At 50.1% G+C, this 24,213-nt stretch carries 20 protein-coding genes and 1 pseudogene; 3 read left to right on the top strand and 18 right to left on the bottom strand.

Annotation, left to right across the window (positions count from 1 at the left end):
- Positions 1-47 precede the first annotated feature (47 nt).
- The 9 genes and pseudogenes from MRBLPE1_RS04115 to MRBLPE1_RS04155 all read right to left on the bottom strand — a co-directional run.
- Positions 48-182 (bottom strand): annotated as a pseudogene (locus tag MRBLPE1_RS04115) (AraC family transcriptional regulator); the annotation flags it as partial.
- 21 nt (positions 183-203) lie between these two features.
- Positions 204-1,466, bottom strand: coding sequence for a glucuronate isomerase (locus MRBLPE1_RS04120; RefSeq protein ID WP_364141876.1), 1,263 nt, complete (start codon positions 1,464-1,466; stop codon positions 204-206).
- 100 nt (positions 1,467-1,566) lie between these two features.
- Positions 1,567-1,866: a hypothetical protein gene (locus MRBLPE1_RS04125; protein ID WP_364141879.1), complete on the bottom strand. Its 300-nt coding sequence runs from the start codon at positions 1,864-1,866 to the stop codon at positions 1,567-1,569.
- Positions 1,867-1,897: 31 nt separating this feature from the next.
- On the bottom strand, positions 1,898-3,295 hold the full coding sequence (gene larC / locus MRBLPE1_RS04130; RefSeq protein WP_364141881.1) for a nickel pincer cofactor biosynthesis protein LarC: 1,398 nt from the start codon (positions 3,293-3,295) through the stop codon (positions 1,898-1,900).
- A gap of 1 nt (position 3,296) precedes the next feature.
- Complete coding sequence (larB, locus tag MRBLPE1_RS04135; RefSeq protein WP_364141884.1) at positions 3,297-3,971, bottom strand: nickel pincer cofactor biosynthesis protein LarB; 675 nt, start codon at positions 3,969-3,971, stop codon at positions 3,297-3,299.
- Positions 3,968-4,783 (bottom strand): ATP-dependent sacrificial sulfur transferase LarE, encoded by an 816-nt coding sequence (gene larE, locus MRBLPE1_RS04140; RefSeq protein ID WP_364141887.1) that lies wholly within the window; start codon positions 4,781-4,783, stop codon positions 3,968-3,970. Before larE ends, larB begins: the two co-directional genes overlap by 4 nt.
- A 26-nt stretch (positions 4,784-4,809) precedes the next feature.
- Complete coding sequence (locus tag MRBLPE1_RS04145; protein WP_364141890.1) at positions 4,810-6,357, bottom strand: gluconokinase; 1,548 nt, start codon at positions 6,355-6,357, stop codon at positions 4,810-4,812.
- On the bottom strand, positions 6,321-7,598 hold the full coding sequence (locus tag MRBLPE1_RS04150; protein ID WP_364141892.1) for a lactate racemase domain-containing protein: 1,278 nt from the start codon (positions 7,596-7,598) through the stop codon (positions 6,321-6,323). The genes MRBLPE1_RS04145 and MRBLPE1_RS04150 overlap by 37 nt, the downstream gene beginning before the upstream one ends.
- Entirely contained in the window at positions 7,595-8,356 is a 762-nt protein-coding gene (locus MRBLPE1_RS04155) for an SDR family oxidoreductase (RefSeq protein ID WP_364141895.1), read from the bottom strand. The genes MRBLPE1_RS04150 and MRBLPE1_RS04155 overlap by 4 nt, the downstream gene beginning before the upstream one ends.
- 172 nt (positions 8,357-8,528) lie before the next feature.
- On the opposite strand from MRBLPE1_RS04155, the gene MRBLPE1_RS04160 reads away from it, so the two are divergent.
- Positions 8,529-9,512: a LacI family DNA-binding transcriptional regulator gene (locus tag MRBLPE1_RS04160; RefSeq protein WP_364141897.1), complete on the top strand. Its 984-nt coding sequence runs from the start codon at positions 8,529-8,531 to the stop codon at positions 9,510-9,512.
- Positions 9,513-9,907: 395 nt separating this feature from the next.
- On the opposite strand, the gene MRBLPE1_RS04165 is transcribed toward MRBLPE1_RS04160, so the two are convergent.
- Together MRBLPE1_RS04165 and MRBLPE1_RS04170 are read right to left on the bottom strand one after the other, a co-directional pair.
- Positions 9,908-11,224: a multi antimicrobial extrusion protein MatE gene (locus MRBLPE1_RS04165; protein ID WP_364141900.1), complete on the bottom strand. Its 1,317-nt coding sequence runs from the start codon at positions 11,222-11,224 to the stop codon at positions 9,908-9,910.
- Between the two features lie 166 nt (positions 11,225-11,390).
- Complete coding sequence (locus tag MRBLPE1_RS04170) at positions 11,391-12,227, bottom strand: phytanoyl-CoA dioxygenase family protein (protein WP_364141903.1); 837 nt, start codon at positions 12,225-12,227, stop codon at positions 11,391-11,393.
- A 128-nt stretch (positions 12,228-12,355) separates the two neighbouring features.
- Here MRBLPE1_RS04170 and MRBLPE1_RS04175 point away from each other — a divergent pair, with 128 nt between their 5' ends.
- On the top strand, positions 12,356-13,288 hold the full coding sequence (locus tag MRBLPE1_RS04175) for a helix-turn-helix transcriptional regulator (protein ID WP_364141905.1): 933 nt from the start codon (positions 12,356-12,358) through the stop codon (positions 13,286-13,288).
- A gap of 110 nt (positions 13,289-13,398) precedes the next feature.
- Here MRBLPE1_RS04175 and fsa read toward each other — a convergent pair whose 3' ends face one another.
- Positions 13,399-14,064, bottom strand: a complete 666-nt coding sequence (gene fsa / locus MRBLPE1_RS04180) for a fructose-6-phosphate aldolase (protein WP_364141908.1) — start codon at positions 14,062-14,064, stop codon at positions 13,399-13,401.
- Between the two features lie 40 nt (positions 14,065-14,104).
- Positions 14,105-16,090 carry a transketolase gene (tkt, locus tag MRBLPE1_RS04185; RefSeq protein WP_364144480.1) on the bottom strand — a complete coding sequence of 662 codons (1,986 nt, stop codon included), beginning with the start codon at positions 16,088-16,090 and terminating at the stop codon, positions 14,105-14,107.
- Positions 16,091-16,214: 124 nt separating this feature from the next.
- Between tkt and MRBLPE1_RS04190 the strand changes: the two genes are divergently transcribed.
- Entirely contained in the window at positions 16,215-17,093 is an 879-nt protein-coding gene (locus MRBLPE1_RS04190; RefSeq protein WP_364144483.1) for a LysR family transcriptional regulator, read from the top strand.
- 115 nt (positions 17,094-17,208) lie between these two features.
- On the opposite strand, the gene MRBLPE1_RS04195 is transcribed toward MRBLPE1_RS04190, so the two are convergent.
- The 5 genes from MRBLPE1_RS04195 to MRBLPE1_RS04215 all read right to left on the bottom strand — a co-directional run bounded on the left by MRBLPE1_RS04195 (position 17,209) and on the right by MRBLPE1_RS04215 (position 24,210).
- Complete coding sequence (locus MRBLPE1_RS04195) at positions 17,209-19,047, bottom strand: DUF2264 domain-containing protein (protein WP_414698850.1); 1,839 nt, start codon at positions 19,045-19,047, stop codon at positions 17,209-17,211.
- The gene (locus tag MRBLPE1_RS04200; protein ID WP_364141914.1) at positions 19,044-19,229 is read right to left on the bottom strand and encodes a hypothetical protein; all 186 of its coding nucleotides are present in this window, start codon (positions 19,227-19,229) and stop codon (positions 19,044-19,046) included. The genes MRBLPE1_RS04195 and MRBLPE1_RS04200 overlap by 4 nt, the downstream gene beginning before the upstream one ends.
- 88 nt (positions 19,230-19,317) lie before the next feature.
- Positions 19,318-20,919: a response regulator transcription factor gene (locus MRBLPE1_RS04205; protein WP_364141917.1), complete on the bottom strand. Its 1,602-nt coding sequence runs from the start codon at positions 20,917-20,919 to the stop codon at positions 19,318-19,320.
- Positions 20,912-22,741, bottom strand: a complete 1,830-nt coding sequence (locus MRBLPE1_RS04210) for a cache domain-containing sensor histidine kinase (RefSeq protein ID WP_364141920.1) — start codon at positions 22,739-22,741, stop codon at positions 20,912-20,914. The genes MRBLPE1_RS04205 and MRBLPE1_RS04210 overlap by 8 nt, the downstream gene beginning before the upstream one ends.
- A 71-nt stretch (positions 22,742-22,812) precedes the next feature.
- Entirely contained in the window at positions 22,813-24,210 is a 1,398-nt protein-coding gene (locus tag MRBLPE1_RS04215) for an ABC transporter substrate-binding protein (RefSeq protein ID WP_364141923.1), read from the bottom strand.
- Positions 24,211-24,213 lie beyond the last annotated feature (3 nt).

Genomic DNA, 24,213 nt, shown 5'->3' on the forward strand with positions numbered 1-24,213 from the left:
CAGAATTAATCGCGCGATACCGTTTCTTGTGCGTTTCAAGGAGCATTCTACATATTTTTGCGGTATTCATTCGCTGACATCCCGGAGTGAGCACGAAATAATTTATTGAGATAACTGGCATTGCCATAAGCAAGCTCTTGCGGGAATTGTTCAATGCTTTGATTGGATTTGTCCAGCAGCTCCCGGGCTTTTTCCCTTGCCTGTTATTGCTCCTTGCCAAGAAAACGCCAAAAATTACGGTTCAGCATATCATCCAAATCTCTCTGTATTTCTTCTTCCGTTACGGTCCAACCGCTGTGATGCAGCTTCTCGTATTTGTCCGCCAGCACGTTCCCGATAATTCTTCTGGAATGCTCCCATTTATAGATCAGCTGCTCGAAGACGCGGCAGTCAGAATGCTGCGGAATCATCGAAGTCCCAAGAAGCTCTAAGCGGAATCGCGTCATTTCTTCGACCATCGATTCGATGTGAAGAAACCACCAACAGCCGAAAATCATCAGATTACGGAACTTGCGGGCAAGCACCGTCAGTTCATGCTGGTTTTCTCTTGCCAGCATCGTAATAAGAAACTTCTGCTCCGGATATCGGCGGCATAACGCTTCCACTGCCGACACGTCGGACTGCATGCTCATATCGCCTGCCAATCCCAGTGACGGATTCACTTTTCTCCGAACGCCAATCATGAGCGCAAACGGAATATTTTGTTTTTGGCATACCGGAATCATAACCTCATCTATCATTTTGCTTCGATGATCATCGGCAGGATAGGTGAAATCGCCCGGCATGGACACGGCAAGGTAGAGCGCATCCATGCGAATGATCCATTTCGATAGAAATCGGTGGGTCTCCTCTTTCGTCCGTTCCGTCCACTCCGCCTGTACATCATAACCAAGGCTTTGAAGCTCGCTCACGGCATGAGGCCAATCATTAAGCAGGGTATCCACTCGAAGCGCTGCATAAAAACGGGGATCCGTTTTACCTTTGCCTGATTGCCAGACAGGACGTTCTACGGGATCGAACGGGTCGTTAGTCATAACGATTTTCTCGATACCCGCGATTTGCATGACGGTATCAACCTGTTCTTGTACCGTGCGTTTCTCGAGTGCAAGACGGTAATCGTCCAAGTTACGGGAGGATACGTCCAGTCCCAGCCGTTTGAGAATCGTAATAAACCCGGTTGCCGCCTCGCTCACCGGAGAATGATCGAGGAATAGCAATTTCCATATCCAATCCGCTTGCTCCCGCTTAGACAAAGACCAGAAGTGGTCGTATTCTTCCTTCGACCACCTGAAACTCTCCGAAATCAAATAATGATAGGTTAGTAATTCATCAATGCCCCACAAAAGCAAATTCCCGAATTCAGGCGCATATAAATGCGTATGCATATCGGTGACAGGCGTGCTGAGCGCCAAACGCTCAACCGTCTGCCGAAGATCAACCAAGCTCATATCCATTTGTGTACTCATTTTCATTTCCCCTTTTCTTAGCTATTCCATTGATAATTGCTTATATAGAGAAGGATGCCAAGCACCCTATCAATAACAACGTTGTTAAAAATAGCCGCACTTACTCCAGCAAATAGCTTACCCCGAGAACAAAACTGAATATACAAGCGGCATACATCGTAACCGGAAGCAGCGGACGAACTTTTTTGGCAAAATCATGAAACCAAAGGCTGACAATCGCTATGAGTGCGTGAGAGAGCAGTAATCCAATGCTAAATGCCGCTACCGCAAGCAAACCGTGGTTCGCTGCGGCTGCTCCCTCCAATAAGCACCGTTCCCATTTCTTCTTCCTATCAAAATCAGGATAGCCATAAAGATCAAAGTCATGCCTACCGCCTTGCCCATCCAATAATCGGCCCATATCGGCATTAACTCCACTAGTATCCCTACTCCTATTCGTTTAACAGTTTATAGACTTCGCTGTAGACGGCTTCAAGAGGAATACCGAACGTTTTTGCGGCTTGAGCCGCATCCTCATATTCCGGCGATTGGCGAATGATCTTATCTCCGTCTAGAGCTTGCTTCACTCTCACGGATCCGAAAGGGGTTTCCACATTAATCCACTTGCGCGCAAGCGCCCTGCGCTGCCATTCGCTGCGGCGCACTCCGAAAGTCGAGGTTTCTGCAAGCATTGTCTCCTCGCATCGCGCACTGTTTGCCGGATGGCATAGAACGGTGACAAGAACGCCGGGACGGTTTTTTTTCATATAGACCGGAGTATGATAAACATCGAGAGCTCCGGCTTCGAACAACCTTTCCATGGCAAATCCAAGCGTCTCCCCTGTTGAATCATCCACCTGCGCTTCGAGGACGACAATCGTCTCGTTCATACTTTCCTGCTGCTCCTGCTGATATAAAACAGCTCTGACAACGTTTGGATGGTCGAAATTTTTTGTGCCTGCGCCATATCCGATTCGATCAATCGTTCCTGCGGGCAATGGACCAAAGTTTGAGGCCAGCGCTTTGACGATCCCGGCACCGGTGGGCGTTGTTAATTCCCCTTTCGCCGTGAACTCAGATAATGGAACGCCGCGCAGCAGCTCTGCCGTCGCGGGAGCAGGTATCGGATACAAGCCGTGGGCCATGCGCAGCCTGCCCGTTCCCGTTGGAACGGGGGAAACGATGATTTTACCGGCATCTAGGCTCTCCAGTGCAAGGCAAACGCCAATCACGTCCAAAATGGAGTCCATCGCTCCCACCTCGTGAAAGTGGACATCGGCTGGGTCCATGCCATGAATCTTGCCTTCTGCTTCAGCGATTAGGCGAAAAATAGACAGACTTCTCTCTTTCACCCGATCCGGCAGAGCCGAAATCTCGATCATTTTCATGATGTCAGATGCTTTTCTGTGCTCATGAGAATGCTCATGATGATGGTCATGTGCGTGAGCATGCGAATGCTCATGATGATGGTCATGTGTGTGGGCATGCGAATGCTCATAATGATGATCATGTGTGTGAGCATGCAAATGCTCATGATGATGGTCATGTGCGTGATCATGCGAATGTTCATGTTGATGGTCATGTGTGTGGGCATGCGAATGCTCATGATGATGATCATGATGGTGATGATCGTGTTCGCCGTTATGCTCACTTTGATCGAAACTTAGCTTCAACCACTTCGCGGTTATGCCTCTCCGGTCTACCTTTACGAATTCCATCGTAAAAGGATCGATCGGCAGTTTCGATAAATGGCTTATAATATAATCCGCGTCTGCGCCCAGATCCACGAGTGCGGATAACGCCATATCTCCTGCGATGCCTGAAATACAATCCAAATAAACCGTTCTCATCCTATGTGCCCTCCGCTACCAATTGTAAAATCATTGCAGCTTGAAACCCTGCCCCGAAGCCGTTGTCGATATTGACGACCGTCACGCCGGCAGCGCAGGAGGTCATCATGGCAAGAAGCGTTGTAATCCCTTGAAGATTAGCGCCATAACCGACAGATGTAGGCACCGCAATAACCGGCCTGCGAACGAGTCCACCGACAACGCTGACTAAAGCGCCCTCCATACCGGCTACCCCAATCACAACAGACGCTTCCCGAATGCGTTCCTTTTGGCTAAGAAGCCGGTCGATTCCCGCGACTCCGACGTCAAAGATACGATCAACCTCGCAGCCCATCCATTCCGCTGTCCCTGCCGCTTCCTCTGCCACCGGTATATCCGTAGTCCCCCCGGTCAGCACAGCCACTTTCCCCGGAAGCTTGCGCGCGGATTGACCCAGCGAGATAAGCCTGGATCCTTCTTCATAACGAGCCTCAGGATACCTTGCGATCACTCGCTCCGCCATCTCGGCCGTTGCCCGGGTGACAAGCGCCCTGCCGTGAATCTCCATGAGCCTAGAGAAAATGATTTCAACCTGATCCACGGTCTTTCCCTGTCCAAAAACGACTTCCGGATGTCCCGTCCGCGCGTCGCGCCCCACATCCAGCTTGCAAAATCCAAGATCCTCAAACTCGTTCATTTCGCCGAGCCTCCAAGTTCAAGTACTTTATTCATACTGCCGCTCCGGTAACCGGAAAGGTCCATTGCTACATAAATAAATCCAAGCTCTTTCAATCGATCTGAAATGATGGAAGCATGGCTAATGAGCTGCTCCATTGCTCTCGGTTCTACTTCGATTCGTGCGATATCGCCATGGCTCCTGACCCGTACTTGCCCGAAACCCAGTGAACGAATATAGCGTTCAGCTTCTCCTACACGTCCAAGCTTCTCGATCGTAATCGTCTCGCCGTATGCTATCCGGGAGGAAAGACATGCGAATGACGGCTTATCCCAAGTCGCCAGTCCGTGCTCGCGGGATAGATCACGGATTTCTTCCTTATAAAGACCCGCTTCCTGCAAAGGCCCCCGCACGCCTCGTTCTTTCGCCGCTTGAACCCCAGGCCTATGCTCATTCATGTCATCTGCTATGAGCCCGTAGACGATATGACGGTAAGCTCCGTCCTTGATGAATGGCTCGATATGCTCGAATAGACTCTTTTTACAAAAATAACAACGGTTTGCATTATTCTCTTTGTATCCAGGAATACTTAATTCAGACGTTTCGATCACCTTATGAGTCGCGCCAATGCTCTTCGCCAGCCGGATCGCTTCCTCAAGTTCTTCCGTCGGATAGGTTTCCGAATCGGCTGTGACCGCCAAGACCCGCTCGCTTCCCAGTGTTTTTATTGCGGCATCCAGAAGAAAAGTACTGTCTACGCCTCCGGAGAACGCTACCACAACCGATTCCATTTCTGTTAGAATCGCCTGCAGCTTGCTATATTTATCATGCATAGTATTAACACCGCCTTCCGTTAAATTCATCCAACCGACGTTTGCTGCAGTTTCGATATTTCCCTCATAGGCTCTTTCAATCGATCGTATAAGTTTAAATATAGCGGGAGTATTTTTTGATAGAGTTTATGATTGGCCAAATCGGGTTCATAGAGACTGCCCACCTGCTCCTTCCACCTCAGAAGCGTGCCGCGGCAGCCATCCATCGCGTATAATCCAAGCTGAGCGGCTCCAAGTCCTGAGCTTTCTACGGACTCGGGTACCCGTACGGGCACGCCCAGCATATCGGCCATCATTTGGCACCATAAGGCCGAACGCGCAAAACCTCCGGATGCCCTGACCTCCTTAGGCTTTTCACCAGCCTGCTTCATTAATGATACGATTGCCGTAATCTGAAACAGGACGCCTTCCATTGCAGCGCGAAGCATATCAGGCTCCCTATGCGCGAGCGTCAATCCAAACATGACGCCTTTGGCCTCGGCATCCCAGAAAGGAGCCCGTTCTCCCGATAAGAGAGGAAGAAACAGCAGGCCGTTTGATCCCGGAGGCACAGCACCAGCAATAGGAAGCACTTCATCTAAAGGCTTACCGGGGTAGAGGCGATCCGAGATCCACCTGGCTACGATAGCACCGTTGTTGGAAGGCCCGCCTACAATCCAATGATCTTTCGTCAAGGCATAGCAGAACAGCTTCCCTTCTGCATCGAAGGTAGGCTTTTTTACGGTAGTGCGTACTGCTCCGCTTGTGCCAATCGTCACTGCCAGCACACCTTCCTCCACTGCGCCAATCCCGAGATTGGCTAATACCCCGTCCTGTGCCCCGACAATGAATGGCGTGTCCGTGCCGAGTCCCATCCGTTCTGCCGCTTCCCTGCTCAGCCCAGTAATTCGCTCCGTCGAAGGAACCAGCCGTGGCAGTTGATCCTCACGAATACCCGCCAGAATTAAAGCTTCCTTATCCCATGTCAACGTTTCGAGATGAAATAAACCGGTAGCGCTGGCAATCGAATGGTCCATCATCATAATTCCAAATAACTTATTCAAAATATATTCTTTTATACCGGCGAAATGATGCGCGGAATGAAATAGATCCGGCCGCTCCCCCCTCATCCAGATCAGCTTGACGAGCGGCGACATCGGGTGGATCGGCGTGCCCGTTCGCGAATAGACCGATAATCCCGTTCCGTCATTCATCAACCGCTCAGCCTGGGCCGCGCTGCGCTGGTCCGCCCAAGTAATGCTCGGTGTGAGCGGAAGACCATTCGCATCAAGCAGAATCAAGCTATGGTTAGCTGAGCTGAAGGCAGCACACCGTATTTCGTTAGCTTGAAAGCCGCCTTGCTTCATAAGACTGCCTACACTATCCATTACTGCATTATAGATAACATCGGGATCCTGCTCGGCATAACCGGGACTCGGCGTATGCAGCGGATAGGCAATCGAGTGGCTGCCTAGAATTTGTCCTGCCAGGTCGACTGCCAGTGTTTTTGTACTCGTCGTTCCGATATCAATGGCTATGACTATTTTGGCATCACCGCTCATTTTGGCAAAAATCCTTCCTCGTCGAACGTCCACTCGTAAGGTCCTTCCAAAATCTCGATGCGCGGATTTCTTTTTGCTTCCTCAAGCAGCGATACGGAAATTTCAATCGTTCCAAGATGCAGCGTATCGCGAATCCGAACCAGCTTGCACTTTGTGTAATCCAAAATGTTACAGGTTTTGATCGCCGCTTTAATCGCGTCGCGATCATTTTCAAGAGTAGTCGCCTGCTTTGTCGGCGCACAAACCGTAGAGGTCAGTCCATTGGCATAGGTTGCCGGCCAATCCGTCTTGCTTACTAATCTGCTTGTCGTGAAATCGGCTGTGCCCACTCCGTTTGCATTGCCCTGTGACTCTGGCGTCAGATCGAGAACAACCATCTTGTTCACCTCTGGTCCCCCGTGCGCATATGGCGTCGGGTACCTGCCCGTGATATTCGGATCCGCTCCGTCTCCGCTAATGTTTTTACCGATGTAATCAATAACAAGAACGTCCAGATCAGTAAATAGGATTTGCGGGAGTCGGCTCTTCGCCTCAATTAACAGCTCCTTCTCTCTTTCCTCCATCGTATCCGTTCCGAGAACCTCAATCCGGCAGATTTGGTCGTACGCATTCTCTACGACAGCAACTCCAAACCGGATCGGAAGCTTCTCGATCATCACGCGAGCCATTGCGGGTACATTATCAGCCATATACTTAAAGCCAAGCTGATGGCATGCCTCTGCTCCTTTTTGCTTGCCGAGTCCGATTGAGATCATTTTAAACATGCCGCTTTCAATCGCCCCTCGAAAAGCCGTATGCGGCTTTATGCGGTTAATGACGATGATGGCATCCGACTCCGTGGCGGCGATTTTGTCACAATAAATCGGCAAGCCGTTCGGCAGGCGGTCAAGCTCTACGACCTCCATCGATGAACGGACCGGACAACCCATTCGCTCCTCGTCTATGCCCAGGTGAGCAAGCACCTCGGTTTGCCCTTCCGCTGTCGCTCCGCCATGGCTTCCCATACAAGGCACAATGAAAGGCTCGGCACCGATTCTTTTCAATTCATCAATAACAGTCTTTGTGAGCTCATCGATTCGGGAAATTCCCCGGCTTCCGACGGCCACCGCAACCCTCTGACCTGCAGTAATCCCGGTCATGGAATCAGCCGTACGCAGCCGCTCAATCAAATCTCCGATTGGATCCTCAAGTATGGTGTCATCAAACGACTGGCGAATTTTCACCAGCTTCGGTAAAGGCGTATTTTCAACTAAACTTCGAAGTAAATCACTCATATGGTCATCGCTCCAAACCCTCCGTCAACCCGGATCATCGCTCCGGTGACAAATGATGATGCTTTGGCCGAGGCCAAGTAAACAATGGTTCCCTTCAGTTCCTCCGGATCTCCGAAGCGGTTCATTGGCGTGTGCTTCATAATCGATTCCACTCTGTCCGGCGATAAGATTTTTTTGTTTTGTTCTGCCGGGAAGAAGCCGGGAATGATGGCATTAACCCTTACTTTGCTCGGAGCGAACTCCCTGGCCAGATATTGGGTTACGCTGTTTACTCCCGCTTTCGATACCGAGTAAGTAAATACCCGGGACAGCGGCGGCGAAGAGGATACGGAAGAAATATTGATAATGGAGCCGCCATCCCCTTGCTCGATCATCCTTTTACCAAAAACTTGGCTGGCCAAAACTACGCTTTTGAGGTTAACATCCATAATACGGTCCCATTCCTCCATTTCGAGATCAAAAAACGGTGTCGCGCTATTTGTTCCCGAGGCATTAACGAGCGTATCCACACGACCGCCCCATTCAAGCACTTTATTCAAAACCGACTGCAGATCCTCTTTTTTTGTTGCATCCGCCTGCAAAGCAATCGCCGTTCCGCCATTTCGTCCAATCTGCTCACAAACGAGTCGAGCTTTTTCCATGTCCCTGCCGACGACCGCCACTTTTGATCCTGCTTCCGCAAGCGCGGCAGACATGGCACTGCCTAACACGCCATTGCCCCCGATAACGACAGATACGTTATTTTGTAATTCTAACATCTATAAAGCCACCTTTAAATCCAAATTAACAACGTTGTTATTTTTATGATATCCGAATATCCCATTGCTGTCTATACGAAAAATATGCCGCTTTCATTTGCAAAAAATGTATTCTATGATAAAGTGAACGACATAAATTAGAACTCGGACTAGTGCCTCCCGGAGGGAATCCATGGTAACCATTAAAGACATCGCAGACCGAGCCGGCGTCAGTTTCTCCACTGTCTCCAAGGCATTGAGAGACAGCCCGCTCGTACAGAACAAAACCAAACAGCATATCCTTACTATCGCAAAGGAAATGGGTTACCAACCCAATATCGCAGCCCGAAGTCTCGTCTCCAGAAAAAGCGGGGCGATCGGCGTTGTATGGCCATCCATTGAACGCGCTGCCCTTTCCTCCCTAATTACAAAGATAAATGAACAACTCGAGAAAAAGGGTTACATCACACTGCTATCGATAAGCCATTTGGAATCCGCGATCGAAATCTTTCGCCGATACCAAGTAGACGCCATACTGGTCTTTGGGGACAGGGATAGTATTTCCAGCTTCAACAACTTGAATCCGCTGCAGATCCCCATTCTCACCTATGGCGCAGCAGGCTACACACCGTACTCTGCCGTTGACGTAAACCGTGGCCAAGCCGTTCGTCTTGCCGTTCGTCATTTGGTTGAACTCGGTCATAAAGATATCGCCTACATTGGCGAACCTAACTCGCAAGATCCTTTGCAGACCGTAAAGATCGAAGCTTTTCGCGACGAAATGACCCGTCATGGCTTGCCTGTCAGGAAAGACGCGGTTCTTCAAATGAACGGCTTAGAATTTCACGACGGTTACATGGCTGCGCGTACGATGCTGGAGCAAGCGGCATGTCCGACAGCCGTCATCAGCGGCGGCATCGATTTGACACGCGGCATCATCCGTGCCATTGGAGAGCACGGGCTTCGCATTCCGCAAGATATTTCCGTTGTCAGTTACGACAACCTGCCTCAGATGGAAGAGCTTGAAACGCCAATGACCGTTGTCGGCGTAGCCATCGATACGATCACATCCGTCATTTCAACAGCCATTCTCGAGCTTATTGACAATCCGGAATCACTTAAAACCGTATATTTAGAGCCTGAGCTCGTGATCCGTGACTCTACTTCCCAAAGGTGATAGACGATGCAAGAAATCGTTTATCCCTTTCTCTTATATCCCTTAACTAGCTCCATTCCTTCCACACGGTAAAAGGCTGTTATCCATTCATCCAGTACTTTCGCTTGGTTTAATGGAATTTTCCATTGATCCACTTCTCTCACACCTTTACAAGTAAACGCCGTCAAACGCGTAGGCCATTTGAAACTGCTTTTATATTATTATATTTGGAGGCAATTAGCTTTCGACAGCGTTGCTCAAAATGCCCCGGGATTTGACTGAAATTGCTTTTTTAGTGCTTTGGCTGTTTTTTGATCTTCAAGCTGTAAGCAAAAAAAAGTCATCGCTGCCGGTGTCCCGCTAACGATGACTTTTTTCATTAAAAGAAAAGCGGTGCTGCCGCCCCGAAACAACCGCTAAGCGCGATCCAGTGGTTTAATAAACCGCAGCGCCAGGGCGACAAATACAAGCTCCGCTGCCATACCGATCGATTGGGCCAAAGCCCCTATCGTCCCGTTCCATTCCGGCGATAACACGATACACACGATCAACGTAGTAAAGGTAAAGCTCAAATTGGCAATTTGGGAGCCGATAATGAGCTTCGTTTGCCCGCGTACAAGCACAATACCATTCATGACATCGAGCCAAGGCATAACGAGGGCAAACAGCACGAAGCCCTGCAGCACCCGGATGCTCTCTCCTTGCAGCCGTCCATGCACGCCAATGACATGCTCGAGCAAAATAATGCCTATAGGCGTAAACGCGATCAACCCCATCAATAAGGCGGGTACGAAACCAAGCATGAGAACGAATTTTCGGACCGCAACCGGATCGATCCGATAGAAATTAATGACAATCTGATGAAAATAACTAAAAAAGCTGCTAATCAGCATGACGAGACTAGCCGCGATTGCGAAAGAAGAAATAGCCAACTGGGCATCCCAAGTTTTCCCCAGCATCGCATTGATGGCGGGTCCGATCCATACCGAAATAAACGACGAAAACAGCAATGGCTTGTAAAAAGAAAAAACATGCCGTTTTCTTTCTATCGGATGGTTCTCCAGCTTTTCAGGCATTTTTCGGACCAGCAATCGTCCCTCCAAAAAGCTGACTGCAGCTTCGATGATCATCCCGAATAGGAAAATATAAGCTCCTACGGTCCCGCTGGTAACCCCTGCATGCACAAAATACAGAGAAAGCGCATACATGCCTGCCAGCCGGATCGCCATACCGATCGTTAACCATTTCGTCCGTAAATTATATATAATAACGCCTTGATAAAAGCAGCGAATACCGGAAAACAAGCTTACGAACATCAGCACTCTATACACATGAATAACATCTTGGACGTTGTCATGGCCGACACCGAACACTCCCCTAAAAATAAGAGTGCCAAGCGGCGTATAGCTGATGATCACCCCCAGCGCCATAATGCTGGCAAACACAAGCTGCGCAACCGTGAGCGTCGAAATAAATGACCGTTTGTCCCGGACAAGCGCGGAACTGGTTTGCCTGAGCAGCACGGCTGGCCGCTCCGTAATAGCGAGTAGACTCATCGCAACCGCATAACTGGCGATAATGCGTTCGGGGTCAGCGGCCTTGCTCAACGTACTGTTAATGATAACATGCGAAATGGTGACTAAACTTGCCGAAATTCCTAACGGCAGAAAAAAAGACCATAACTTCTTCAAGCTTACGGATTGCTGCTTTGCTTGCGATAGTGGCAGGTTCATTGCTTTGGCTCCTTCAAGTCTGACGGTATAGCCATCATCTGTGTTTGTCCTCTAGTTCAATTATAGCCCTAGTCCACCGATAATTCCTACACTTCTTTATCGATTCGTTCGTTCTTCCCAGTGAGAAATAAAAATAGCTGCCGAAAAACTTCCGGCAGCCTCGTTGCTATCTTTTGAACAAAATAGGAAAGTAGTCGTTTGCGAAAGCTTGGCCATGAATAGGACGCGGGCCCAGCAAACGGATGTTGTCATGTCGTTGTATCCCTGCTCGGTAGCTGGTGCCGCCTTTCATCACATGCGCTACGACGGATAGCCGGGGATCATTCGTACGATTTGGTCCCGACCCATGGAAAGTAAGTCCGTGATGAAAGCTTGCTTGACCTGCCTTCAGGATACATGGCTCTTCCACCCAATCACGGTCACCCGAATGCTTCAGCTTCAGCTCCTCCAGGTTTTGATTGAAGAACGAGTCGCTGTCTGGAATCAACCCCCACTTGTGGGATCCCAAGATCGTCATCATACCGCCGTTCGATAAGTCCGTGTCCTGAAGAGCGATCCAGACCGTGATCATATCGTGCGTATCCGAGCATTGCCAATAGCCGTAGTCCTGATGCCATCCCACATTACCGTCACCGGAAATCTTATCGCCTATACCCGGTTTGTATATGATCTGGTCATGCCATAACCGGATTTCATTTGTCTCCAGCAAATCTGCCGACAGTTCGCCGACCAACGGATCCGTTACCATTTTTCGTATTTCATCATTAATCCACCAGCCATTGTCCAGTTTACGCAGCGCGTCCGGATTGTCGCTTAGCCGAAAATGGTTCATCGGCAGTCCGTCGCCGTCATATTCTCCTGACCAAATCCGATCATGCGCTTCGCGCAACCGCTCAATTTGCTCGTCGTCAATTAGTTTTGGGCTAATCCAATACCCGTCCCTGTTAAATAACTCCTTATCCTTTTGCGTAATTTGGTAAGAACGTTCGGCTTGCAATGTCATAAATAGCGCCTCCTTATTTGTGGTTGCTATCATCTTAACCTCCGCAGGCACCCTTTGACGTTCATGTGATTACGAAGTAGGATAAGAAACATAGAACGCATATAGAAACATAAGGGAGATCACTCCTCATGGCGAAACCTCATGCAGAATCTAATAAACCAGCTTCATCGGAAAAAGAGCAAAACTCCTTAACGCGAAGCGCCCGCTGGACATACAATACAGCCATTGATCCAAGCATCCGTCTCGTACCGGAGTTTGTTATGCTTGGAAGCGATGAATTGCGTAAAGCGTTGCCACTTGATGAGCATGAACATCCAGGATGCTATGAGTTCGTCCTGATTGAGCGGGGAAAAGCCCGCTGGGAGCTAGAAGGCGGACTTTATGAGACGCAGGCAGGCGATTTGTTCCATTCACGCCCCGGCGAGAAACACCGGGGTGGCTTCAACGTGATCGAGCCCTGCAAATTTTGGTGGTTGATTATTAGCGCTCCTCACCGGAAAGGCTGGCTTCAATTGGCTCCGGAAGAAAGCATACTCATGGATCAGCTGCTATCACGATTGCCTCGTGTTATGCAAATTGGACTGCCTCCCGTTGAGTCATTCAAGAAATTAAAAAAAGCGCTAGCGATTGATGGGCCTCTCCGGAGTACCGCCGTGCGCAGCGCCCTTCTTGATATTCTGCTTGCCATCGTTCAGCCTAGCGCAAGCACCTATGCGATCGCACCTGATTTACTTCACCAAATTAACGGGCTTATCGCCAAAATGGGCAATGAACCGGAGTGGCGTCCAACCGTAGAAGAACTTGCTGCAATCGCCGGCGTCAGCGCTTCCCATTTCTATCGGATCTTTCAGGAATTTACCGGAGAGCCGCCAATTACTTACGTCGAGCGGCTTCGCGTGAAAGCAGCATGTCGTCAGCTCGTGGAATCCCAAGATTCGGTAACGGATATTTCACATCGTTTAGGCTATCAATCAAGCCAGCACTTTGCGACCGTTTTTAAGCGCTTTATAGGTGTAACGCCTACCCAGTGGCGCAATTCGCACAGTGATTCATCAAAATAGTAAAATAGCTTGTTCCGCGGCAAATGCCGGAGTCCGGATCATTCCTCTCACCAAAAGAAAAACGCATTCCATTGGAATGCGTTTCTGTGTATGATCGACATCAAAATTTATTATGAAACTGTTTTTTTCCAATCGGCAGCAAATTTCTCCATCCCTTGATCCGTTAGAGGATGTTTGGAGATTTGTTCGATAACCGAGAACGGAATCGTTGCGATATGCGCACCAGCCATTGCTACGCGAGTCACGTGATCCGGGTGACGGACGGATGCAGCGATAATTTGCGCATCCAGGTTATGCGTGCGGAACAATTCAGCGATTTTGGACACTAGGAGGACGCCGTCTTCCGAAATGTCATCCAAGCGGCCCAAGAATGGAGAAACATAAGTAGCGCCTGCGCGAGCGGCCAAGAGCGCTTGGTTCACCGTGAAAATCAACGTTACATTCGTTTTCACGCCTTTTTTAGTCAAGTAACGGCAAGCTTCCAAACCAGCCAACGTCATCGGGAGCTTGATGGTGATGTTTTTGTCGCTATTATTGATTTTGATCAGTTCATTCGCTTGCGCGATCATTTCTTCGGCTGTAATCGCATCAGGCGTTACTTCGGCAGAAACGGATTCAACTTCTGGCACTTCCTGCAAAATCTCGGCAATACGGTCTTCGAACTTTACGCCTTCTTTGGCAACCAAAGATGGATTCGTCGTTACGCCGGACAAAACTCCGATTTTATACGCTTTTTTGATATCTACCAGATTTGCAGTATCGATAAAAAATTTCATAGTTAACTACCTCCGTTTATTTTATAGTTCTTTATTTTTACTACAGCAATTCTTTTGCCAATCGTACTACATTCTCCGTGGAGAAACCAAAGTATTCCAAGACTTCGTTACCCGGGCCCGAAGCGCCGAATGTATCAATCGATAACACTTTTCCGCTATGTCCCGCATAACGTTCCCAGCCTAACGAAATGCCGGCTTCCATCGCAATACGCTTCGTAATGGAAGCTGGAAGAACACTCTCTTTGTAGTCAACAGATTGACGGTCGAACAATTCTCTGCTCGGCATGGCAACCACGCGCACAGAGATGTTATCCCGCTCCAGCTCGGCTTTAGCGCTCACTGCAAGCGATACCTCGGAACCTGTTCCAATCAGGATGAGATCCGGCTGATTGTTAGTTTCCGTTAGGATGTATGCTCCTTTGGCTACGTCTTCCGTATTCGCCTTGGTCGACTCATATATCGGAAGATTCTGTCTGCTGAGCACCAGTGCTACCGGACCATCATTTTGCTGCAAAGCATACGCCCATGCGCTGGCTGTTTCGTTCGCATCCGTCGGCCTAATAACCGTAAGTCCTGGAATCGTGCGAAGTGCAGCCAAGTGCTCGACAGGTTCATGCGTAGGCCCGTCTTCGCCTACAGCTATTGAATCATGAGTGAACACGTAAATCAAGGGCAGCTTCTGCAGCGCGGCCAAACGAATCGCCGGGCGCAAATAATCGCTGAATACGAAGAAGGTGCTCACGAATGGTTTTACGCCGCCATGCAGCGCCATGCCGTTCCCGGCAGCGCCCATCGCGTGTTCACGGACGCCAAAATAGATGTTGCGGCCTGAATAGGAATCAACAGCGAATGTTTGCCCGCCCGAGATGTCCGTCATCGTCGAATGCGATAAGTCTGCGCTGCCGCCAAAAATGGAAGGTACGGTTTTCACATAGTGATTGATAGCTTGGCCGCTCGCTACGCGGGTCGAAATGCTTTTGGATTCGTCAAACGTAAGAATGTCCTCGGCTTCCAGCAATACGGTACCGCCGATAGCCAGCTCAAGCTCCTTGCCCTGCGAAGGATACTGTGCTTTATAAGAAGCGAACAAACGGTTCCATTCCTCTTCCTTAGCCGCGCCCGCTTGTTTAAGCTGCTCGTAATGAGCTTTGACTTCTTCCGGAACGGTGAACTCATTCTCATATTCCCAGCCGTAAGTTTCTTTCGTTGCTTTCGCTTCTTCTTTGCCCAGCGGATTGCCGTGCGCTTTGTTCGTTCCCGCTACTTTACTGCCATAACCGATAATCGTCCGAATTTCGATAAGCGTCGGCTGCGAATCATTTTTCTTCGCGGCTGCGATCGCTTCGGAAATGCTTGCAATATCATTTCCGTCCTCAACCCGTATATATTCCCAGTTCGCTGATTCTGTTCTTTTTCGAATATTTTCGCCGAAAGAAAGATTAAGCGCACCGTCCAATGAAATGTCGTTTGAATCATACAATACGATTAATTTGCCAAGCTTCATATGTCCTGCCATGGACATTGCCTCGTAAGAAATTCCTTCCATAAGACAACCGTCTCCGACAAGCGCATACGTGTGATGATCGATAACCGGGAAACCGTTTTGATTGAATTTCGAAGCTAGATGAGCTTCGGCCATTGCCATTCCGACAGCCATCGCAACGCCTTGTCCAAGAGGACCGGTTGTCGCGTCAACGCCATCCGTATGCCCAAATTCGGGATGTCCCGGCGTTTTGCTGTTCAGCTTGCGAAATTGTTTTAAATCTTCGAGCGATACCTGGTATCCTGACAAATGCAAGAGGCTGTACAGCAAAGCCGAACCGTGGCCCGCAGATAGAACGAAGCGGTCGCGGTTAAACCATTTGGCATGGCCGGGATTGTGATTTAAATGTTGGGACCAAAGGGCGTACGCCATCGGCGCTGCTCCCATCGGCAATCCTGGATGTCCGGAATTGGCGCTGTTAATGGCATCGATGGACAAGGTTCGGATCGTATCGATAGCTAATTGATCAATTGTTTTCGTTATAGGCATAATATTCTCCTTCTTCCTCTCTCCGCAAGCTCTGGTTTCTATTTCTTAGTTCCACTATAATACGATTAGGAACCATACAAGTAATTAATATATTTCACAGGAGCTATAGACCATGTCTATGAACAATAATTATGAATTGTACAAGGTTTTTTATTGGGCTGCGAAAACGGGAAGTTTGACGAAGGCTGCCAAAGCCTTGTACCTCACCCAACCGAGCGTCAGCCATGCCATCAAACAGCTGGAAGACAGCTTCGGCATTTCGTTATTTTACAGGACTTCAAAGGGCGTTACGCTTACGCAAGAGGGCACCATGCTGTATTCCTATATTGAGCAGTCCCATATCCTTATCTCGCTGGCCGAAGAGAAAATGGCGGCGCTCAAAAATCTGGACAGCGGCGAGCTGCGTATCGGCGGTAGCGATTCGCTGTTCAAGCATTATTTGCTTCCGTATTTGGAAGATTTCCATCGTCATCATCCCGGCATCAAGCTTCACTTGAATCATGGAACGACTCCGGAAATCATTACTTTCTTAAAGGAGGGAAGAATTGATTTGGGCGTCGTTCGCATGCCGATCGTCGATTCGCAGTTAGAAGTGACGGAGAGCATCAAGCTGCAAGATTGCTTCGTAGCGGGGGCCCGTTATGCCGAGCTGAAGGATGTAGTTCTAACGCTCGATATGCTTCTTCAGCATCCCGTTATCCTCTTCTCGCGCAACAGCCGGGCGCGAATGGCCATAACGGAATTATTTCAAAACTACGGTTATACGCTCAAGCCTGAAATCGAGGTCGGGAGCGTGGAACTTCTTATCGAGTTTGCACGGAAAGGACTCGGAATTTCATACGTCACCAGAGAATTCGTATCGAATGAGCTGGAAGAAGGCTCTCTCTTCGAAATTCAATTAGATGTGCAGCTGCCGCCCACGCATGTGGGGATCATGATTATGCGGAACATGCCGCTTTCCAGCGCGGCGAGCAGGTTCATTGAGCAGGTTCGATAGATTTGCACGGCAGCCAGGGATAATAAAAAAGTTCCCAAACACGGCTCTGTTTAAGAGGTCCGCGATTGGGAACTTCAGGCTGAAAATAGATAGGAATGCTAATAACTATTTTATATTACATGCTTATTATTAGCTCCTTGCCCGAAGGGCCCGTTATTCTTAACTGACTGGCTTCGGAAGTTACCGTAAACCGCTTCTGCCAATCCTGCGGCGCGAAGGCACTGCTTATTCCAGGCTCGCCATAAACGGCGGACACGAGCACATGCACGCCCGGCTTCAGATGCGCCTTCAACGTCGGAATCGCCGTTCTTGGGTGCATGAGGTTCGTATTCGATTGAACGCGCAGCAGTTCCGCATGCTCGTAGCCCATGATTCCGGCAATGCCGCTGCCTCCGAATGCGCTTTGCGCGGCGGCAGCGCCCTCTTGCCCGATCAGAGCAAGCGTATGATCCAGCGGCAGCGCGAAGCCGCCTTCTGCCGCGTCCAGTTCCCTGGCCGTCTCTATATAATGAACACGGAGATGCCAAGGCAAACCGGCCAGAATGTACGTCGTAACCTCCACATCGCGCCAAGGCTTCCACCTTGCCGCAATCCAATCGCCGCTGATTGAGGTTTCTTCGTTTCTTCTTCGAACCCGGTAAAGATTGTCGCCTTCGCTAAGGGCCAGCATCGAGTCGAATGCCCCCTGCGAAAGCCCCCACTCCGCCCGCGGCACGCTGAATCCGAACGATGCGGAATAAACAAACTTTTCGTATTTGGCCGAGGTATGGGTATGTTCATTTGTTGTCAAATGCCCGGCATTAAAGGCCGCGATATGCCCTGATTCCTGCTGCCGGCATATAATCATATGCGGGGACCGCTGGACCGATAGACTCGGCAGCACCGGCAATGGCAGCTCATCGGCCAGCCAGAAAGGATGGTCCTCCGGCAAGGCAAGCGGCAGAAAAGCTTTCATAGCCCAGTATACGGAGCCCGGAGCATTATAATTTTCGGCCATAATCAGGTTCGGATAGGTGTAGCCGATCGTCATAACGCCGTCGTTTGCAAATATCGGCTGCTTAAACCACCAGCGAAGATGCCGCATAACCAAACCCTTGAGTATGCCTGGCGAGAAGGAATCCACGTCTGCAAATGCAAGCGCGCCCCATATTGCGCCCTGCGAGAAGCGATACGTCATGCTGCGGCCATATGGGATAGCACGGCCGTCCTCGGCAAACCAACTGATAAATTGTTTGGCAAAAATGCCTGCGCGGTTTTTGAAGCGTGCCGTCCGCTCCGGGTCTTCAGCGCCCATCAGCTTCGCATATAACAAACCATAGTAGTGAATGGCAAATGGCACGTAGTAATCGCTGTGCCCTCCGATTCCGTCCGCGTACCAGCCTTCATCCAGATAAAACGCTTCGATTCGCTGCAAATTCTCTTCCATCTGCTCTTTGGCATAAGGCAAGCCCAGCTTATAAAAACCCGTATTGACCAGCACATGGAAGAACAGCCAGTTGCATTCATAGACCGGATGCTCGTTGATTTGGTTTAGCCAATCATAAAATTGCTGCCTGGCCTTGGGACTAAGCGGCTCCCAGATTCGTTCGGGGATAACAGCAAGAGCAAAGCCCAGCGCAGCCATTTCAACGAGGCGTTGATCGTAGTCTGCTATCGCCCCCCAGTACTCCTCATGCAAAGGATCGATACCATTCGTTATGCCGTTCAGACAGATTTCCAGCAGCTGCTCGTCAATGCTTCCGCCTGCGATGAGCGGAACCAGCCCCCACATCACGCGCGAAAATCCTTCCATCTGCGCAACCTCAGGCGCGTAGCCCGCTCCGGTTACACCAAGGTCTAGGCGTGCCCCTCCTTTTGAATAATAAGGAAGCAAAGGCTTCACCAGCTGGTGAAAAGCGAGCTCCAGATCCGCTTTGCTTTGCAGCGGATTCGATGCAATGGCATGCTCAATCATTCCCATGGGATGCCGCAGCCTCCTTTCAGACCCGAATGGCCTTTGAGGAAAAAGCAACCGCCGCAAACCAGCGGATCAACTCCGTTTCGGGTGCTTATCTTACGTATTTTCGCGGCGCTCTGAACCTTCGCTCCATCCAGCCATTGCGTTGTTTGGATCGCACTAATCGATATTGCAGACATCTCATCGTTCCCACCTGTCTTAGAAATTTCTTTCAAGCGCATTATACCGCGGCAATGCTCATTCCTTGCTATCCCGTAAGGACGCTATTTAGCCGCGGTATTCGGTTGGCGTAACCCCTGCCTGCGTCTTGAAGGTCTTAATGAAGTAGCTTTGATTGTCGTAACCCAGCATCGCGCAAATTTCATTCACGGAATGGCTTGTTTGATCGAGCAGCTCCTTGGCTCGTTCAATCTTCTTGCGCGTGACGTATTCGATGAAAGTCATACCGGTCTCCTTTTTGAAGAAACGGCTGAAATAGCTATGGTTCATATGCAGATGCGCGGCCACTTCTTCCAGCGTAATTCTGCGGCCGAGATGCAGGGAGACATAGTTGTATGCCTCGGTCACCTCACGGCGCTTACTCGCCGGCGTGCCTTCTTCCCTCACCGAAATGTAGGAACGTAAATGCGATTTAAGCCACTGGAATAATCCCCAAAGCGAATCGAACTGGACGATTTCTTTGTGAAGCGTCTCCGCTGACGTAGCTGACGACGTATAGAGCAAGGCATGCAGCTTGAGACGCAAATCAATCAGCAGCTTGAGCACCCAATCCCTTACTTCATCCGAAGGAAATCTGGACTCCCGAATAAGGGCTTCCCATTTGACGGCGGTAGCCACGATCTCCGCCTCGTCCTTGGCGATAAGCGCTTCCCTGGCTTCCGCACCCGCTGAATCGTAGTGCGCGAACAGCCCTGCTGCACGCAAGACATCCGGCTGCCACTTGGCGATTTCACCCTCGGTTAAATAGAACCGTTGTTCCTCCGAGGAGACCAGCGCGCTGAGCATTTGTTTGAGCCCCTCCGGGCTGTCGCAGCCGCGGCCGGTCAGGAAGGCCATACGTATTTTCAGTACCTTGCCGAGCGTATTCTGTATGCCGTGCAAGCTCTCCTGCACCTGATCATGGACATTTCTCTTGATGCCTGGCTTATATGCGAACAAAAAGAGCGATTCACGATTGCTGTAACCGACATGCACGGTATGGAGCGGAAGCGTGCCGCTGAGCTCCTCCATCACGTTGCTGACCGCGAAATGAAGCGTTTGATCGGAATCAAAGCGGTTCTTGATCACGCCGTAATTTTCGATGCAGCCTATTACGGGAATACAATGCTCGCCTGCATCAAGCAGACCGTAAGTCCTGAATTCCTTTTGCCACTGCGCCGCAAAGATCAACGGCTGTTGAATGAAATTGCGGAACGTTTTTTCTTTGCGCAGCTCCCGCGTTTCATTGACCACATGCCTCATCTGGTTCTGCTCCTGATGCATCTGCCGCTCCCCATCGAGACCGGCCTTGAATTTTCCGAGCAGTCTGACCAAGTCCTCCGGATCGAGCTGATCCTTCAGCAAATAATCCTGCACGTTTAGGCGCATGGCCTGCTGCGCATATTGAAACTCGCTGTGGCATGATAATATCGCGATCCGGACCGAAGGGTTCAGCTGCTTCATTTTGGAGGCAAGCTCCAATCCGTCCATCTTGGGCATCCCGATATCCGTTACGAGAATATCGGGCTTTTCTTGCTGGGCGTGCTCCCAGGCGGCCAGCCCATTCTCATGCTTACCGCATAACTGCAGGCCGAGCGATTCCCAGTCGACTACCTCGGACAACAACTCCAGCACCGGATAGTCATCATCCACGAGCATTACTTTATACATGAGTGCGACTCCCTTCTTGGATTGGAATTCTCATCATAATCCGGGTTCCCGAACCGGGTTGGCTGCTGAATGTCATGCTGAAGGCGTCTCCGAATAAGATTCGCATGCGCTCGGCCACATTTTCAACCCCGATGCCCGACAGACCCGATACCGTTCTTTCCTTCACCTGCTTGGCTTCGGACGATTCGGCCGATAAGCGCTCTCTCAGGCGGTTAAGCGCTTCCTCCTCCATCCCTTTGCCGTCATCCTCGACAGACAGCTCCATGAACCGCTCCGTCTCTTCCATGACGGTCTCGATCTGAATCGTCCCCGCGCTTTGGCTTAAACCGTGAATCAGCGCATTCTCCACGAGCGGCTGAAGAATGAAGCGCGGAACCTTCACATGAAAAGCCGAAACGGACACATCGAGCACAAGCTTAACTTCGTTCTTCTGCCTTAGATTCATTAATTCCACGTAATGTGTCAGCAGTTCAATCTCCTCATGCAGCGTAATGACGTCATCGTCCCTGCTGATCGTCATCCGCAGCAGCTTGGATAAGGAGGCGATCATTTTCGCGCTGTCCTGATCTCCGCCGCGCATGACCTTCATTCGGATCGAATTCAGTACGTTGAAGAGGAAATGCGGATTGATCTGGGCTTGCAGCATGGCGAGCTCGGCCTTCCGCTTTCTTGCCTGCGTCTGCGACACCTCGGCGATCATATCCTTGATGCGATCCAGCATTTGGTCGAACAGAAAGCCTAGTCGGCCGATTTCATCCTGACCCCGCACACCGGAGCGGATTTCGAGATTCCCCCGCTGAACGCCTGCCGCGACCTTCCCGAGCCGGATAAGCGGCCTAGTGAACGTTCGCATCAGGGTAAGCAGCAGGAGAAGGAAAACAAAGAAAGAAATCAGCTGGAACAGGAATACTCGTTTAAAAATCGAACTGATGTTGACGATCGCATCCTGATAGGGCTGCGCAGCAACCAGATGCCAATCATTAAAGCTGAGCTTCGCCTTCGTCAGCAGCATCTTCTGATCGCCGTCATTGATGATTTCGGACGTGGGTTTTTGATTATTCCAGTCCATTTGCCCGCTGTAAAGGAACGGTTTGTTGATTTGATCTCGGTGGGGGGATGAGATAATGTTTCCGCTCCCGTCAACGAGCATGACTTCCCGCCCCCCTGTCAGACCGTCAAAAATCCGGCTGATTTTGTTTTCCATCATCGTCACGATAACGTATCCGTAGATTTTCGAGCTGTCCAGCCGCAGCGTGCGCGCCACCGATATTTGATACGGACTGTCGTGTTTATCATAAGGAAATAGGGTGGGCGTCGAGCCTACCCAATAGGATTGCAGCCCATCCAATTCCTGAAGATGTTTAAACCATGGCTCCTTCAAAAAAAGCATCGGATCGAACTCGTCCTTCGAATAGTTCGTAAAAGTAGTGCCGTTCGTAAGAATAATGCTGATATAGCTCTTCTCTCCGATATAGGTTAAGCTCTCGAGCTGCTGCATAATACGGTTAGTCGCCGTAAAACGGCTGTAAAAGTCGATGGGCTGTTCTCTCACGCTTTGCTTAAAAAAGGCATTCATATCCGAATTCACTTGAATGTAATTCGTCAGGTTCAGCATGCCTTGCAATAAACTGTTGACCGAGCCGTTCACCAGCTTCATCGCGTCTGTCGCATTCGCGCTGGCCTGCTCCTCAACGGCCTCCTGCGTCAATGAATTGTAAATCAACATGGTCAGGACGGCCGGAACTAAAATACAGACGATGGAAGCAGCCGATAATTTTGCGCGTACCGTACGGAAATAGGATGCGCTGAGCCAACGATACATGGTTTGTCCCCCTCAGGATAGAAAAAAAGGGGGACGCAACTTCCGTCCCCTACCGGTATTATTATAACGTATTACTTTTTGTTTGCCGCAACAATTTCATCCACCCGCTTCTTGGCGTTTTCTACGGTCGCATCGATATCCTGGTTGCCTAGGATAAGCTTCTCGTATTCTTCGTTAATCGCTTTATAAACTTCGGCCTGATACGAAGCAGGAGCGATAATTTGAGAAGCTTTGGAGTTTACGAGCGTATCGACAAGCGTCGCTTTGTCCACAAGCTCCGGATTTTTTGTTCCGGCAAGAATCGTATCGATTATGCTTGCGATCTGCTCGTTTTTAACGCCGTTCCAAGCCGGGATGTTTTTCCCCTGCACGACTTGGCCTTCCGTCGTGTACCAGCGTACGAATTTGTAAGCCTCTTCCTTGTTTTTGGACGTCTCCGACACGGCCACATAGTCAGTCGTAACCGGCGTCAAGCCTGTTTCATCGCCCGGGTTGTTTTTCGGGAAAGGAGCGACAGCCACATTGAAAGTGAGCGGCACCTTGTCCGTTCCGCCAATCTCGGTGTTCATCCAAGAACCGATCGTCAGCATGCTGACCGACTGGTTGAAGAACTGATTGCGGTAAGCCAGCTTCTGTGAAATCATATCCGAATAAGGAACGGAAGACTTATCCTCTTTCTCCATGCGCAAGCGCAGCTCAAGCGTAGCCTTGAAGTTCGGATCATCCAGGTTAGACGAGCCGTCAGGTTTCAAGAATTCGGAGTTTTGCGGCTGATTTTCCAGCATAAGCTTCAAGAATTCCATCCATCCGCCGTTTTGCGGACCGTGGAAGTAAGTGCCGTAGCGCTTGGTTGCTCCATCGCCCTTCGTCAACTTTTTCGCATAATCCGCAAATTCATCCCATGTCCAGTCGCTCGGAACCGCAAGGCCTGCTTCATCCAAATGGTCTTTGTTAAGCAGCACGTACCAAGGATTGAATTTACCTGGAAGCGCATAAACCTTGCCGTTCAAGTGGGTATCTACTTTATAATCTTCTTCGACCTTGTAGCCGTCCTTTGCGATGAATTCATCAAGCGAAGCTGCCATGCCAAGCGCCACGCGCTGCGAATAAGCCGCAGCGTCGCTGAACATCAGCACATCGATTTGCTCAGAGGACGCGGCCGCGAGATCCAGCTTTTTCGTCGCTTCCTGCGTATCGCCTTTCTCGCTGAGCTGGACGAGCTCAACCGTAACTTTCGGATTGGCCGTGTGGTAGGCATCAAGCGTCGCTTTCCAGTTGTAGGCTTCTTCCGTTCCGTAAGTATAGAGTCTCAGATTTACAGCATCCTCCGTTTTGGCCGCGTTTCCGTCAGCGCTCGCATCAGCATTCGTGTTCGCGCCGTTCGAGCCCGTGTTCGAGTTTCCGCATCCGGCAAGCATGCCCGTCAGCAATACCATGGCAGCGGTTCCCGTTAACCATTTCTTTTTCATTTG

Source organism: Paenibacillus sp. LPE1-1-1.1 (assembly GCF_040676435.1).
Taxonomy (GTDB): domain Bacteria; phylum Bacillota; class Bacilli; order Paenibacillales; family Paenibacillaceae; genus Pristimantibacillus.